The 13194-nt window shown below is 72.9% G+C and carries 15 protein-coding genes; 10 read left to right on the top strand and 5 right to left on the bottom strand.

The features are described from left to right. Positions 1-14 precede the first annotated feature (14 nt). Both AF335_RS15985 and AF335_RS15980 read right to left on the bottom strand, forming a co-directional pair. On the bottom strand, positions 15-866 hold the full coding sequence (locus tag AF335_RS15985; RefSeq protein ID WP_102919053.1) for a PaaX family transcriptional regulator: 852 nt from the start codon (positions 864-866) through the stop codon (positions 15-17). Continuing rightward, positions 859-2499: an AMP-binding protein gene (locus tag AF335_RS15980; protein ID WP_102919052.1), complete on the bottom strand. Its 1641-nt coding sequence runs from the start codon at positions 2497-2499 to the stop codon at positions 859-861. The genes AF335_RS15985 and AF335_RS15980 overlap by 8 nt, the downstream gene beginning before the upstream one ends. A gap of 780 nt (positions 2500-3279) precedes the next feature. Between AF335_RS15980 and AF335_RS15975 the strand changes: the two genes are divergently transcribed. Together AF335_RS15975 and AF335_RS15970 are read left to right on the top strand one after the other, a co-directional pair. Then, positions 3280-4404 carry an acyl-CoA dehydrogenase family protein gene (locus AF335_RS15975; RefSeq protein ID WP_102919051.1) on the top strand — a complete coding sequence of 375 codons (1125 nt, stop codon included), beginning with the start codon at positions 3280-3282 and terminating at the stop codon, positions 4402-4404. Beyond that, complete coding sequence (locus tag AF335_RS15970) at positions 4401-4799, top strand: RidA family protein (RefSeq protein ID WP_102919050.1); 399 nt, start codon at positions 4401-4403, stop codon at positions 4797-4799. The genes AF335_RS15975 and AF335_RS15970 overlap by 4 nt, the downstream gene beginning before the upstream one ends. Positions 4800-4950: 151 nt before the next feature. Here the strand turns inward: AF335_RS15970 and AF335_RS34650 are convergent, their stop codons facing one another. The 3 genes from AF335_RS34650 to AF335_RS15960 all read right to left on the bottom strand — a co-directional run bounded on the left by AF335_RS34650 (position 4951) and on the right by AF335_RS15960 (position 6153). After that, entirely contained in the window at positions 4951-5121 is a 171-nt protein-coding gene (locus AF335_RS34650) for an Rmf/CrpP fold protein (RefSeq protein WP_170127709.1), read from the bottom strand. A 59-nt stretch (positions 5122-5180) separates the two neighbouring features. Further along, positions 5181-5612, bottom strand: a complete 432-nt coding sequence (locus AF335_RS15965; RefSeq protein ID WP_146045536.1) for a hypothetical protein — start codon at positions 5610-5612, stop codon at positions 5181-5183. Between the two features lie 82 nt (positions 5613-5694). Then, positions 5695-6153 (bottom strand): MarR family winged helix-turn-helix transcriptional regulator, encoded by a 459-nt coding sequence (locus AF335_RS15960; RefSeq protein ID WP_244927039.1) that lies wholly within the window; start codon positions 6151-6153, stop codon positions 5695-5697. 91 nt (positions 6154-6244) lie between these two features. Between AF335_RS15960 and AF335_RS15955 the strand changes: the two genes are divergently transcribed. The 8 genes from AF335_RS15955 (at position 6245) to AF335_RS15920 (ending at position 13136) form a co-directional block, all read left to right on the top strand. Then, on the top strand, positions 6245-6574 hold the full coding sequence (locus tag AF335_RS15955; RefSeq protein WP_102919047.1) for a rhodanese-like domain-containing protein: 330 nt from the start codon (positions 6245-6247) through the stop codon (positions 6572-6574). A 39-nt stretch (positions 6575-6613) separates the two neighbouring features. Then, positions 6614-7189 (top strand): YceI family protein, encoded by a 576-nt coding sequence (locus AF335_RS15950; protein WP_102919046.1) that lies wholly within the window; start codon positions 6614-6616, stop codon positions 7187-7189. A 1198-nt stretch (positions 7190-8387) separates the two neighbouring features. After that, positions 8388-9584, top strand: coding sequence for a pyridoxal phosphate-dependent aminotransferase (locus AF335_RS15945; RefSeq protein WP_102919045.1), 1197 nt, complete (start codon positions 8388-8390; stop codon positions 9582-9584). Then, on the top strand, positions 9577-10110 hold the full coding sequence (locus tag AF335_RS15940; protein WP_102919044.1) for a DUF6190 family protein: 534 nt from the start codon (positions 9577-9579) through the stop codon (positions 10108-10110). Before AF335_RS15945 ends, AF335_RS15940 begins: the two co-directional genes overlap by 8 nt. Before the next feature lie 29 nt (positions 10111-10139). Beyond that, a complete protein-coding gene (locus AF335_RS15935) occupies positions 10140-10949 on the top strand; it encodes a dihydrodipicolinate synthase family protein (RefSeq protein WP_102919043.1) in 810 nt (269 codons plus the stop codon). Further along, positions 10946-11779 (top strand): iron-containing redox enzyme family protein, encoded by an 834-nt coding sequence (locus tag AF335_RS15930; RefSeq protein ID WP_244927037.1) that lies wholly within the window; start codon positions 10946-10948, stop codon positions 11777-11779. Before AF335_RS15935 ends, AF335_RS15930 begins: the two co-directional genes overlap by 4 nt. Then, positions 11776-12066, top strand: coding sequence for a Rieske (2Fe-2S) protein (locus AF335_RS15925; protein WP_102919041.1), 291 nt, complete (start codon positions 11776-11778; stop codon positions 12064-12066). The genes AF335_RS15930 and AF335_RS15925 overlap by 4 nt, the downstream gene beginning before the upstream one ends. Beyond that, positions 12063-13136, top strand: a complete 1074-nt coding sequence (locus AF335_RS15920) for an L-histidine N(alpha)-methyltransferase (protein WP_102919040.1) — start codon at positions 12063-12065, stop codon at positions 13134-13136. The genes AF335_RS15925 and AF335_RS15920 overlap by 4 nt, the downstream gene beginning before the upstream one ends. The last annotated feature ends 58 nt before the right edge of the window (positions 13137-13194 follow it).

Raw genomic sequence — 13194 nt, 5'->3', positions numbered from 1 at the left:
CGGGCGGCGGCCGGCTACAGGGAGGTACGCGGCGGGGCGACGATCCCCTCCACGAACCTCGCCCCCGCGTCCCGCAACCGCGCGTGCAGGCCCGCGAACACCTTCGCCGACCGCACGCCCGGCCAGTCCCCGGGCAGCAGCCCCGCCGGCAGCCCCGGATCCGCGTAGGGCAGCCGCCGCCAGGAGTCCAGTGCCAGCAGATAGTCCCGGTAGGCGTCCTGCGGCGGCAGCGCCCGCCGCCGCGCCCAGCGGTGCAGCACGGGCTCGTGGGCGGTCAGGAAGGCGCGGTGCTGCCTGGCCAGGGCCGACAGGTCCCACCAGCGGCCGACCGCCTCGACGGTCGGTTCGAAGCCCAGGTGGCAGCCCCTGAACAGATCGACGTAGGAGGCGAGTTCCAGCCTTTCGAGCGTGTGCCGGGTCTCGTCGTGGACATGGGCGGGGGCGATCCACACCCCGGGCGCCGCCGCGCCGAAGCCCAGCCGCGACAGCCGGGAGCGCAGCAGGTGCCGCTTGTGCCGCTCCTCCTCCGGCACCGAGAAGACGGCCAGCAGCCATCCGGTGTCCCGCGTGGGACGGCCGTAGACGCGCCGGTCGCCGTCGTCCAGCAACTGCCGTGCGGCGGCCGACAGCCCGTAGCCCGCCGCGCCGTCCGGAGCGGGTTCCGCGACGAGCAGGCCCCGCCGTTTGAGCCGGGACACCGCCGACCGCACCGAGGGCGAGTCCACGCCCACGGCGCCCAGCAACCTGATCAGGGCCGCGATCGGCACCGGGCGGCCGGCCGGACGGTCGGCGCTCCCGCGCCCGTACGCGCCGTAGAAAGTGACGATGAGGGACCGAGGGGTGTGGAGTGGTTGCTGGTCAGTCACGGGGAAACTGTAAAGCTCCGGTACGGAGCCGGAAGCGCTGGAGTTTGCCGGTGGGCGTGCGGGGGAGGGCCTCCGTGAACTCGATCTCGCGAGGGCACTTGTACGGAACGATCTCCTTTTTGGTGAACTCCCGTAAGGCCGCGACGGTCTCCCCGGTGCGCGGCACCCCCTCCCGCAGCACCACGTGGGCGACGACGATCTCGCCCCGCCGCTCGTCCGGGCGGCCCACGACGGCCGCCTCCAGCACGTCGGGGTGGCGCAGCAGGGCCTCCTCGACCTCGGGTCCGGCGATGTTGTACCCGGCCGAGACGATCATGTCGTCGGCGCGGGCCACGTAGCGGAAGTAGCCGTCCGGCTCCCGGACGTAGGTGTCGCCGGTGACGTTCCAGCCGTCGCGCACGTAGTCCCGCTGGCGCGGGTCGGCGAGGTAGCGGCAGCCGGTCGGGCCGCGTACGGCCAGCAGACCGGGCTCCCCGTCGGCGGCGGGGCCGCCGTCCGGGCCGAGCACGCGCGCCTCGTAGCCGGGCACGGGCAGGCCGGTGGTGCCGGGGCGGATGGCGTCGCCGGCCGCGGAGATGAAGATGTGCAGCATCTCGGTGGCGCCGATGCCGTTGATGACGCGCAGGCCGGTGGCCTCCTGCCAGGCGTGCCAGAGGGCGGCGGGCAGGTGCTCGCCGGCGGAGACGCAGCGCCGTAAGGAGGAGATGTCGTAGGCGCCCAGGCGGGCGAGCATGGCGCGGTAGGCGGTCGGTGCGGTGAACAGCACGGAGACGCGGTGCCGTTCGATGTCGTCCAGGAGCCCTTCCGGGCCCGACCAGTCGGCCAGGAGGGTGGCCGCGCCCACCCGTAACGGGAAGATCACCAGGCCGCCGAGGCCGAAGGTGAAGCCGAGCGGGGGGCTGCCCGCGAACACGTCGTCGGGGCCGGGGCGCAGCACGCGCGCGGAGAAGGTGTCCGCGACGGCCAGCACGTCGCGGTGGAAGTGGACGCAGCCTTTGGGGCGGCCGGTGGTGCCGGAGGTGAAGGCGATCAGGGCGACGTCGTCGGCGGAGGTGTCCACCGCCGCATACGATGGGGGTTTGTCCGCCGCGAGCCGCAGAAGGTCGGCCGGTGAATTTCCTCCGTACGGGGTTATCCGTAAGGAGGGCACGGACGCGTTGACGAGGTCGTCGAGCGACCGCGCGTCGCACAAGGCGTGCCGGACGCGGGCGAGTTCGCAGACCGTGGCGAGCTCCTGCGGGCGCTGCGCGGCCAGTACGGTCACGGCCACGGCGCCCGCCTTCATCACCGCGAGCCAGCAGGCGGCGAGCCAGGGCGTGGTGGGCCCGCGCAGCAGGACGCGGTTGCCGGGGACCACCCCGAGGTCCTCGGCGAGGGTGCGGGCCATCCGGTCGACGTGCCGCTGGAGCTCACCGTACGACCAGAGGCCGCCCGCCCCGTCGTGGACGGCGGGCCGCCCGCCGCCGAGCCGGGTCACGGTCGCGTCCAGCAGTTCGGCGCCGCAGTTGAGCCGGTCGGGGTAGCGCGGGCCGTCCGCCCCCGCGAGGTCGAAGCGGAGGTCCGGCCACTGTCCGGCGGGTGGGAGGTGGTCGCGCGCAAAGGTGTCGACGTGGGCCGACGGCTTGAGCTCCATCGCGGGTGCGCCCCCTCGCGCCGAGGAAAGAAATGGAGGTGAACGGGGGTCTTGCCAGCCATACGGGTCCGCTGTCAGCGTAGCGACTTGGTGACGGCAGTCAACAGAGCGCGATAAGCGATCGACGCGGAGGGAAGGGTGGACGGAAGACGGGACGGACGTAACGTAGCGGCGGGCGGCCCTCCGTACCGCCCGTACGGGGTGACCGGAACGGGCAGGGCGGTGGATCGGCCGCCGGAACGGGCCGGAAACGGGTCGGCGGTCCGGGCGGCCGGGAGCGGCCGGGCGCCAACGGGCTTACGTCGCCGCCCTTTTCCGCCACCGAGTCGGATCGTGCCCGTGAGCGCGCGCCCTTCTCGTCGTCACCGGCCGGCGCGCCGCCCTCGCCGAGGCTGCGGTCGGGCTGTCTGTCTCCGCGGTCGGGCTGTCTGTCTCCGTGCCCGGGCTGTCTGTCTCCGTGCCCGGGCCGTCCGTCTCCACGGCCGAGTCGTCTGTCTCCGCGGTCGGGCTGTCCGTCTCCGAGGCCGGGCCGTCCGTCTCCCGCGCCCGAGCCGTCCGTCTCCGGGGCCACGCCGTCCGTCTCTGCGGCCGGTCCGGCTGCCCCCGCGCGCTCTTGGCGAGCGGCCCGCATCCAGTCGCACGCCACCGACGCCGCGCCGCCGCCGACGCCGCCGTCCACGCTCTCCACGGCCCGGGCCGTACGGCGAGGTGGCCGGGCGCCGTCGCCCCGGACCGCGCACGGGTCGAACCCCGCACGGACCCACCACCAGGAGGCCACCGTTGACCACCCCCTTCGCGCTCGACGCCGAACAGCGCGCCTGGTGCGCCGAACTGCGCGGCCTCGCCGCCGAGCGGCTCCGCCCGCTGGCCGAGCGGGGCGAGCCCGGCCGGGTCAACCGCCCGCTCGTCGAGGCACTGGGCGAACTGGGCCTGCTGGCCAGGCTGTTCCCCGCCGACGCGCCCGTGCGGGCCATGGAACTCTGCCTGTTGCGCGAATCCCTCGCCCGCGAGTGCACCGAGGCCGAGACCGCCCTGGCGCTCCAGGGGCTGGGTGCCTACCCCGTGGCGCAGTCCGGCACTCCCGCGCAGCGCTCCCGCTGGCTGCCCGAGGTCGTCGCGGGCCGCGCGGTCGCGGCCTTCGCGCTCAGCGAGCCCGAGGCGGGGTCCGACGCCGCGGCCCTGCGGCTGCGCGCGGAGCCCGACGGCGACGGCTGGCGGCTCTCGGGCGGGAAGACCTGGATATCCAACGCCCCCGAGGCCGACCTCTGCACCGTCTTCGCCCGCACGGGCGAGGCCCCCGGAGCCCGCGGCGTCACGGCGTTCCTGGTGCCGGGCGACCGCGCGGGTCTCTCCGGCGACCACCTCGACATGCTCAGCCCGCACCCCATCGGCAGTCTGACCTTCGACGCCGTGCCGGTCGGCCCTGCGGACGTGCTCGGCGAGGTGGGCGGCGGCTTCCGCGTCGCCATGCGCACCCTCGACCTGTTCCGGCCGAGCGTCGGCGCCTTCGCCGTCGGCATGGCGCGCTCCGCCCTCGCCGCCGCCGTCGCCCACGCGGGCCGCCGCCGGGCCTTCGGCGGCCCCCTCAAGGACCTCCAGGCCGTCTCCCACCAGCTCGCCGAGATGGCCACCCGGACCGAGGCCGCCGCCCTCCTGGTCTACGCGGCGGCGTCGGCGTACGACGCGGGGGAGCCCGGCATCGCGGGGCGCGCCGCGATGGCCAAGCTCCTCGCCACCGAGACCGCGCAGTACGTCGTGGACGCCGCCGTACAGATCCACGGCGCCCGCGCCCTCCAGCGCGGCCACCTGCTGGAGCACCTCTACCGCGAGGTGCGCGCCCCGCGCGTCTACGAGGGCGCCACGGAGGTCCAGCGCACGATCATCGCGAAGGAGCTGTACCGATGAGCCTGGAACGCCTCAACCCCGCCGAGCTCTCCCCGCCCACCGGTTTCAGCCACGCCGTCGTCGCCACCGGCTCCCGGCTCGTCCTCCTGGCCGGGCAGACGGCCCTGGACGCCGACGGCGAACCGCTGCGCGCGGGCCTCCCCGAGCAGTTCGAGCGGGCCCTCGCCAACCTCCTGGCGGCCCTGCGCGCGGCCGGCGGCGAACCCGGCGACCTGGCGCGCGTGACCGTCTACACCACGGACGTCGACGCCTACCGCGCCCACGCCCGCGAACTCGGCCTCCGCTGGCGCCGGCTGGCCGGGCGCGACTACCCGGCCATGGCGGTCATCGGCGTCGTCCGCCTCTGGGACGAGGAGTGCCTCGTCGAACTGGACGGCCTCGCCGTCCTGCCCTGACCGCCGGCGCCCGTGCCCGGCTTTCGTCTCCGGTGTCCGGCCTCGGCCGTGGTCTCCGGTGCTCGCGCTCCGTGGTCTCCGGTGCTCGACTGCTCGTGCTCTGCCGCCGTCTCCGGCGCTCGTGCTCAGCCCCCGCCCCCGGCCCTTGTCCTCAGCCCCCGCCCCCGGCCCGTGACTCCTCCCGCGCGGCGGCGAACCCCCGCAGCCAGGCCGCCCGCAGGGGGTTCCCCGCTCCGTAGGGGCAGTCCTCCAGACGTTCGCCCAGCTCGAAGGCCAGCCGCCCTTCCTTGAGCGCCACCACCAGATCGGCTCGCGTCGCCATCGCGGTCCCCTCCTCCATGCCCGTCCCGGCAGCGTACGCGGCGGGGACCGGCCGCCGGTTCAGAATCCGGTACAGGTGGCCGTCGCGCCCGCGCCGGCGGCCTTCGCGGTCCTCGGCGCGTCGTCGCCCACAGTGACCTCGCAGGCCGCCGAGCCGCCCCCGGGGCCGACCGTGACGGCCAGCAGGCCGCCCTTCACGAAGCCCTTCGTCGACAGCTCCTTGCGCCAGGGCAGGCCCTGCGAGGACGCCGACTCGGTCACCAGACTGCCGTCGCGCCAGGTCGAATAGGCGATGTTGACCTTCCGGGCGTCCCCGGTGACCTGGTAGACGACCTTGACGGTCTTGTCGTTCTCGTCGGAGATCACCACGACGAGGGCCGCGCACCCGCCGGCGAAGAGCAGTACGGCGCCGAGCAGCACCCACGGCCATCTCCGGCGCCTCCGCCCGTGGGGGTGCGCCGCGTGGTCCGGATGAGGGAGGGGTTCGCTCATGCAGCCAGCTTCGTCCGGCCCGACCGGCCCCGCGAGCCGGAACTGGCCGTCCGAGGGGCCGGGGGAGGGGGCCCGCCGCGGGTCAGCGGAAGCCGAGCTCGTCCCGGCCGCCCCGGGAGACCTTCAGCAGGGCGGCGGCGATGACCTCCGCCTCCTCGTCCGTGAGGTGCGTCGAGAAGTGCCGCTCGATGCCCTCCAGATAGACGGGGGCCGTCTCGCGCAGCGCGGCGCGGCCGTCGTCGGTGACGAGGGCCCACACCACGCGCTTGTCCGTGGTGTCCTGTTCCTTGCGGACCAGGCCCGAGCGCGCCATCTCGTCGACCAGCCGGCTGACGCGGGTGCGGCTGAGGACGACGCGCTCGGCCAGCTCGTTCATCCGCAGGCCGTCCGGGCCGGCGCCTTTCAGCTCGAGCAGGACGTCGTACCACGTCAGAGGGATGCGGGCGCCCCGCTGCACGTCGCTTTCGATGGCGCGCACGGCCGCGCTGTGGGCGAGCAGCAGCGCCCGCCATGCCTTGAGTCCGCTTCCCCTGTCGTTCACAAGGGCAAGTGTAACCGCGCTTGTGTGCGCGCGCACGCACCTGTTAATGTGCGTATGCACGCAATGAAGCGCACCCGTGAGGAGTCCCGGCATGGCCCGCAACATCACGCGTACCGAGGTGGAAGAGAAGATCAAGGGGGGCAAGGTCGCCGTCGTCGAGGCGCTGCCCGCCGAGTACTACGAGGAGGCGCACCTGCCCGGCGCGCTGAACCTGCCGCACGACGCGGTGGACCAGCTGGCGCCCGGCCTGCTGCCCGACAAGCAGGCGGACGTCATCGTCTACTGCTCCAGCGACACCTGCGCGAACTCGGGCATCGCCGCCGAGCGCCTCACCGAGCTCGGCTACAAGAACGTCTACAAGTACACCGAGGGCAAGCAGGACTGGATCGGCGCGGGCCTGCCGACCGAGTCCGGCGCCTGAGTCCGTCGCATCCGGTAGCGATGAGGGGGAAGTGAACTCATGAGCGAAAACACGGCACCCACGCGAGAGGTCGGCGGCGTCCCGCTCCCGGCCGCGGGGGTCTGGAAGGTCGACGCGGGTCACACCGAAGTCGGCTTCGTCGGACGGCACTTCATGCTCACCAAGGTCCGCGGGCGCTTCACGTCCGTGGACGCCACGGTCGAGGTGGGGGAGCGGCCCGAGGACAGCAAGGTCACCGCCGTCATCGAGATGAAGAGCGTCGACAGCGGCGACCAGACGCGTGACGACCACCTGCGGTCGGCCGACTTCTTCGACGTGGAGAAGTATCCGAAGGCCACCTTCACCTCCACCTCGGTGGCCTGGCAGGGCACCGCCGGGACGATGACGGGCGACCTGACGATCAAGGACGTGACGCGGCCCGTCACGCTGAAGGTGGACTACCTCGGCTACGCCCGCGACCCGTGGGACAACGACCGCGCGGTGTTCTCGGCCAGCGGCAAGGTCAACCGCGAGGACTGGGGGCTGACCTGGAACATGGCCCTTGAAGCCGGCGGCATCCTGGTGTCCAAGGAGATCGAGCTGAGCCTGGACCTCGAAACGATCAGGCAGGTCTGAGGCGGCGGAGGGCCCGGGGCGCGCCCGGAGGCCGGTCGTCCGACGCGGGGTCGGGGCCGGACCGAAGGGCGGGCCGCGTCCGCGCCCGTACGGGATCGGCTGAGTGGGGGGCGATCCTGGACGGGCGGGCCGAGGTGTGCACGGCGGGGGTCACCGCCGTGCACACCTTCGTCATGTCCGCGCGGTCTCCTGCCGGGTGGCGTCATGGCGCCCTCGCGGTTCTCCGTCGGGTGACGTCATGATGTCCGCGCGGCTCTCCGTCCGGCGGCATCCTCATGCCCGCTCGGCCTCGGCGCGGTGGCCTCGTCATTCCCACGCGGTTCTCCGCCGGGTGGCGCCGTCATGTCCGCCCGGCCTCGGCGCGGTGACCTCGTCATGTCCGCCCGGTCCAGGCCCCGCCGCGTCGTCGTATCCGCGGTCACCCGCAGGTGACTTCGTCATGTCCGGGGTCTCCCCGCAGGTGACTTCGTCATGTCATCCGGCCCTCGCGTGTTCCATCTCATACGGGCCCCCGCGGGCCGCCCCGCCGTCCTCCTCATGCGAGCCGGGTCAGCTCGGTCGGCGCAAGTCCGGCCGAGTCCGCCGTACCGGGCGACGTATTCCGCTTTCCCCGGCCACCCAACTCACGGGCCATCGACGGCATTTCGGCCCCAAATTTCAGCCTTGTTTCGCGCTGATGGGTGTGCCATAGTCCCGGTCAACGGACCTCGGTCCTGTTTACGGGGGAGGAAGCACCTTGTCTGCACGGAACATTCGTGTGCACAGCAAGGCGGCGAACGACGCGGGGAGAACCGTTGTCGCCGGTATGCCGCCGCAATATTGGCATGGGCATATGCCGGACCGTACCGCCGCCGCGAGACCCAGCTGATCGTCACGCCCAGGTCATGGGCGTCTAATTCCGACACGGCATTCGCCGGCCGAATCGTCGCCGGCCCGCGTTCCGGTGCGCCGGAACCACCCGCGGAGCACGCGGCTCCGCCGCCCGCCCACCTGGTGTGAGCGCCCGGCGGCACGCCCGGCCGTGCCCGTGACTCCCGCGCCCCTCCCCGCCCAGCGGGGTGCGCGCATCCCGCAGGCGCGAGCGCGCCCCGAGCCACTCCCGCCGACGGCCGCGCCGTTCCGGCCATTTTTCACGGCCGCCGCGCGCCACCGGGTTCCCAGACACTCACCACAACGACGTGTGTGACCGGAGGAAGCAATGACACCGCACGGCACCACGGCCGGCCCTGGCACCGCCCAGGGTTCCGGCCTGCTCCCGGACCTGACGCAACACGAGATCCAGGCCCTGCGCACGCGCTTCAACCTCGCCGACGCCCACACCCACCAGCGGCAGTCCGCCGCCCAGCGCGGCATCGTCGAGCGCCTCCCCGAGCTGTGGTACGAGGCGGAGAACGGCCTCCAGGCCACCTACGAGCAGCGTTTCACCGAGGCGTTCTTCCGCCTCCACCGGCAGCCCACCGCGCTCGCCAAGAACAAGACCCTGCTCTCCTACGCCGCGTCGATATCGACCATGGTCGCCGGCATGTACCTGAAAAAGCAGCGTATGGACGTCACGCTCATCGAGCCATGCTTCGACAACCTTTATGACGTGCTGCGGAATATGGACGTCCCGCTGTATCCCATCGATGAAGCGGTACTGCATGATCCGGATTCCCTTTACGAGCGGCTCAGGCGCCAGGTCCGCACCGATGCGTTGTTCCTGGTCGACCCGAACAACCCGACCGGATTCAGCCTTCTGAAGCACGGTCGCAAGGGGTTCGAGGAAGTCGTGCGTTTCTGCAAGGACCACGACAAACTCCTGCTCATCGACTTCTGTTTCGCGGCCTTCACCCTTTTCGACCCGGAGGTCGCCCGCTTCGACGTGTACGAGCTCCTGGAGAACTCCGGGGTGCGGTACCTCGCGATCGAGGACACCGGGAAGACCTGGCCGGTGCAGGACGCCAAGTGCGCCCTCATCACCGCGAGCGACGACATCCGCAAGGAGGTCTACAACCTCCACACCAGCGTGCTGCTCAACGTCTCGCCGTTCGTGCTCAACATGCTGACGCAGTACGTCGAGGACTCCAGGCGCGACGAACTGGGCTCGGTGCGCCAGGTGCTGGACGAGAACCGCGACGTCGCCCGGAAGGCGCTGGACGGATCGATCCTGCGGTACGAGGAACCGGCCGTGAAGGTCAGCGTGGCCTGGTTCCGCATCGACCACCCCGAGCTCAGGGCCAGTGAACTCCAGCGGCTCCTCGCGATCGAGGGCGTCTATGTGCTGCCCGGCCGGTACTTCTTCTGGAGCCAGCCGGGCAAGGGGGAGGCGTACGTACGCCTGGCCCTGGCCCGCGAGCCGCGGCTGTTCGCCGAGGCCATGGTCCGCACGCGGGAGGTCCTCGACCGTCATGCGTGACACCCGCACCGCGCCCTTCGGCGCGGACGCCGGAACCGGTGCCGCCCACGCCGACGCCGCGCTGTTCATGGGCATGAACAGCGCGGACGACCGGGTGCGCGTCGCCTGCAAGGCGTTCTTCGCCGAACGCCTCGGCGGCCGGGTACGGATGAGCTGGGAGCAGGTCGGCCGCTGCGACGACCTGGTCTGGCGCTTCCCCCGCGAGGTCCAGGACGCCTACTACCCGTTCATGGACAACCTCCACACCGACATGCGGATCGAACGCCGGGCCTACGAGCCGGCCGACCTGCGGCACGGGATGGACACGGCCGACTGGGCCGACCTGCCCACGCACGAGCGGCTGTTGCTGGGCATGGTGCACGGCAGCGGTGGCGTCCTCTACTCGGTCAGCCCCCGGCTGACCGGCCGCGAAGGGCTGCCCGTACGCGTGCCCGCGCCGCCCCGCACCGAGCCGCTGTTCCCGGAGCCCCTCGAACGGCTCTACCGGGCCTCGCTGGTCCTGCGGCTGCCCGCCGAGGCCCTGTGAACGGGCGACGGAAGGGAGCCGGGGGACCCATGAGGCACGGGAGCGGGTACCCAGGGGTCACCGTGGCGCTGGTGACCCCGCTGACGGACGACGGCGACGTGGCCGAGGAGGACGTCGGCCGGCTGGTCGCGAGCGTACGGCCGTACGTCGACGCCCTCCTGCCCGCCCTGAGCACCGGCGAGGGGTGGGCCCTGACCGACCGGCAGTGGCACGGCATGGTCGCCGCCACCGCCGGTCACGCGGCCGGCCTGCCGGTGCTGGCCGGGATCCAGCGCCCCACGACCGAGCAGGCGGTGGCCCGGGCCCGGACCGCCGCCGGCCTGGGCGCCGCCGCGGTCGTCGCCCCGACCCCGTACGGGCCGGACGTCACCCAGGAGGAGATGTACCGGCACTACGAGACGCTCGGCCGGGAGGGCGGGCTGCCCGTCGTCGTCTACCACGAGCGCGAGGTCTCGGGGAACGACCTGCGCCCGGACACCCTGCTGAGGATCTGCGCCCTGCCCTCGGTCGTCGCCGTCAAGGACTCCGCCGGCGACCCCGCCGCCACCCGCGAGCTCGTCGCGGCGCGCCCCGGGGTGCCCGTGCTCCAGGGCCTGGAACACCTGCTGCCCGCGACCGAGGGCGTCGACGGCCAGGTGACGGCCCTGGCCAACGTCGAACCCGCGCTGTGCGCGGCCCTGCACACCGGGCCGGTGTCGGACCACACCGCCGCGCTCGCCGCCGCCTGCGCGCGGCACGGCCTGGACCGCCCCGACTGGTACCGCGCGCTCAAGAGCGAACTGTGCCGCCGGGGCGTGCTGACCACCGAACGGACCACCGGGACGGGAGGAGCCCCGTGACCACGCCCACGCCCGCGGACAGCGCGCAGAAGACGCTGTTCGTCCACAACAGGTCGGTGCAGAACGCCCGTGTCGCGGCGGCCGTCGAGGAACTGGAGAAGGACTGGATCGTCGCCCGCGTCGACGAACTCGACGCCCGGACGCCCGCCGTCCCCTCGCGCGCCCGGTGGGTCGAGGCGCTCGACGGCCTCCTCGCCGACGAGCGCGAGGAGACGGCGACGGCCCGCTATCTGGCGGAGGAGGCCACCCGCGAGCAGTTCCGCCACGTGGTGCGCGAGTTCGCGCTGGACGGCCTGACCGAGGCGCAGAACTTCTTCCCCGCCATTCCGCGGCTGCCGCTCAAGGCGCAGATGGCGGTGATGCGGGTCCTCATCGACGAGTTCGGCTGCGGCAACCTCCGGCAGGCGCACTCGCGGCTCTATCTGGACCTGCTGGCGGAACTCGGCCTCCCGCAGGAGCCGGAGAGCTTCCTCGACACCACCTCCGACGAGACCTACGCCTTCCTCAACTCCTTCTACTGGCTCACCCAGCGCGCCCCGCACGTGGAGTACTTCCTGGGCGCCCTGGCCTATCTGGAGGCGAGCATCCCGCACGCCTTCCGGACCCAGGCCAGGGCCTGCGAACGACTGGGCATCGCCCACGGCCGCTACTACACCGAACACCTGCACATCGACACCTTCCACATGAAGGAGATGCAGATCGCGATCCGCGAGTACGAGGAGGCGCGCGGGCTGGACCCGGCCCGGCTCTGGACCGGCGCCCTGCTGCTGTCCGACCTGATCGGCACGGCCTTCGACACGGCCGTCGAGCGGGCCCGGGAGGCGGCGTGAGCGAGGAGGCCGTGCTCCGGGAGCTCGCGGACGGCGAACGGCTGCGCGTCCGCGTCGCCGGACGGGAGTTCGTGATCGACGCCGCCTGCCCGCACCGCAAGGGCCGCCTGGTCCACGGCCACGTCAACGCGCGCACCCTGCGCATCGTCTGCCCCCTCCACCGCTCCTCCTTCGACCTCACCACCGGCTGCCCGATCGCGGGGCCGACCACGGAAGCACTCACGGTGTACAGCGACGGGCCGGCGAACGCCGAGGACGACCCGCGGAAGGGACCGACCGAGCGATGACGACCACCACCGGCGCGCCGGAGTACGAGCCCGAACAGGTGTGGCTCCCGGCCTCCGAACAACTCCTGGAGTGGGGCGACGACTTCCACTCCCTCATGCTCGGCGACGACCTGCGCATGAACGCCTACCGCGCGGCGATCGCCGAAGCCGTACGACCCGGCGCCACCGTGCTCGACCTGGGCACCGGCACCGGCATCCTCGCCCGCTGGGCACTGGAGGCCGGCGCCGCGCGGGTCTACGGCATCGACCTCAACGAGAGCGTGCTGGCGGACGCCGTCGACCGGCTGAAGGCCGCCGGGCACGGAGACCGGTTCCACCCGCTGTGCGGGCTCTCCTTCGACCTCGACCTGCCCGAGCGGGTCGACGTCGTCCTCTCCGAGATCATGGGGAACCTCGCCGACAACGAGAACGCCGCCGCGATCCTCGACGACGCGCGCCGCCGCTTCCTGCGGCCCGGCGGCACCATGCTGCCCCGGCAGGTCGAGAGCTACCTCGTCCCCGTCGCCGCCGAGCGGGCCCAGGCCCAGCTCACCGGCCCGGGCCCGCAGGACGCGGGCGGACCGGCGGCCTTCGCCGGACTGCTGCGCCGCCGGGGCGCCGACAGCCCCTTCGACCTCTACTACGACGTGATCGTCCCGATCCGCTGCCACCTGGCCGCGCCCCGGGTCGTCAGGACCTACGACCTCACCGCGCCGGGCGGCGCGGAGCGGACCGACTACCGGGTGCCGCTCGTCTACACCGCCCGCCGGGACGGAGTGCTCACCGGCTTCAAGGGCTACTTCGTCGCCACCCTGTCCGACACCGTCGCCCTGGACATCTCCGGCGACGACATCGGCTCCCGCACCACGTCCGACAGCTGGAAGCACTGCTACCTGCCGATCGCCCGGCCGGTGCCGCTGCGCCGCGGCGACCGGATCGCCGTGTCGTTCAGCCGCTCCCGGCCCACCGCCGGGGACGGCGCCGGACGCTCCTTCGGCCAGGTCTACCGCTGGGAGGGCGCGGTCCTCTCGGCGGGCACGACCGTGGCCCGCTTCGCCCAGAGCACGGCCGTGCGGAGCACCGCGCCGTGACCGTAAGGATCCGCTGAGAAACCGCTCGGAACAGCCGGAAAGCCAGAAAAACCCAGCA

It is taken from the genome of Streptomyces eurocidicus, assembly GCF_002891295.1.
GTDB lineage: Bacteria > Actinomycetota > Actinomycetes > Streptomycetales > Streptomycetaceae > Streptomyces > Streptomyces eurocidicus.
Note: the sequence above shows the minus strand (reverse complement) of the source record. Positions and strands in the feature narration are given on the sequence as shown.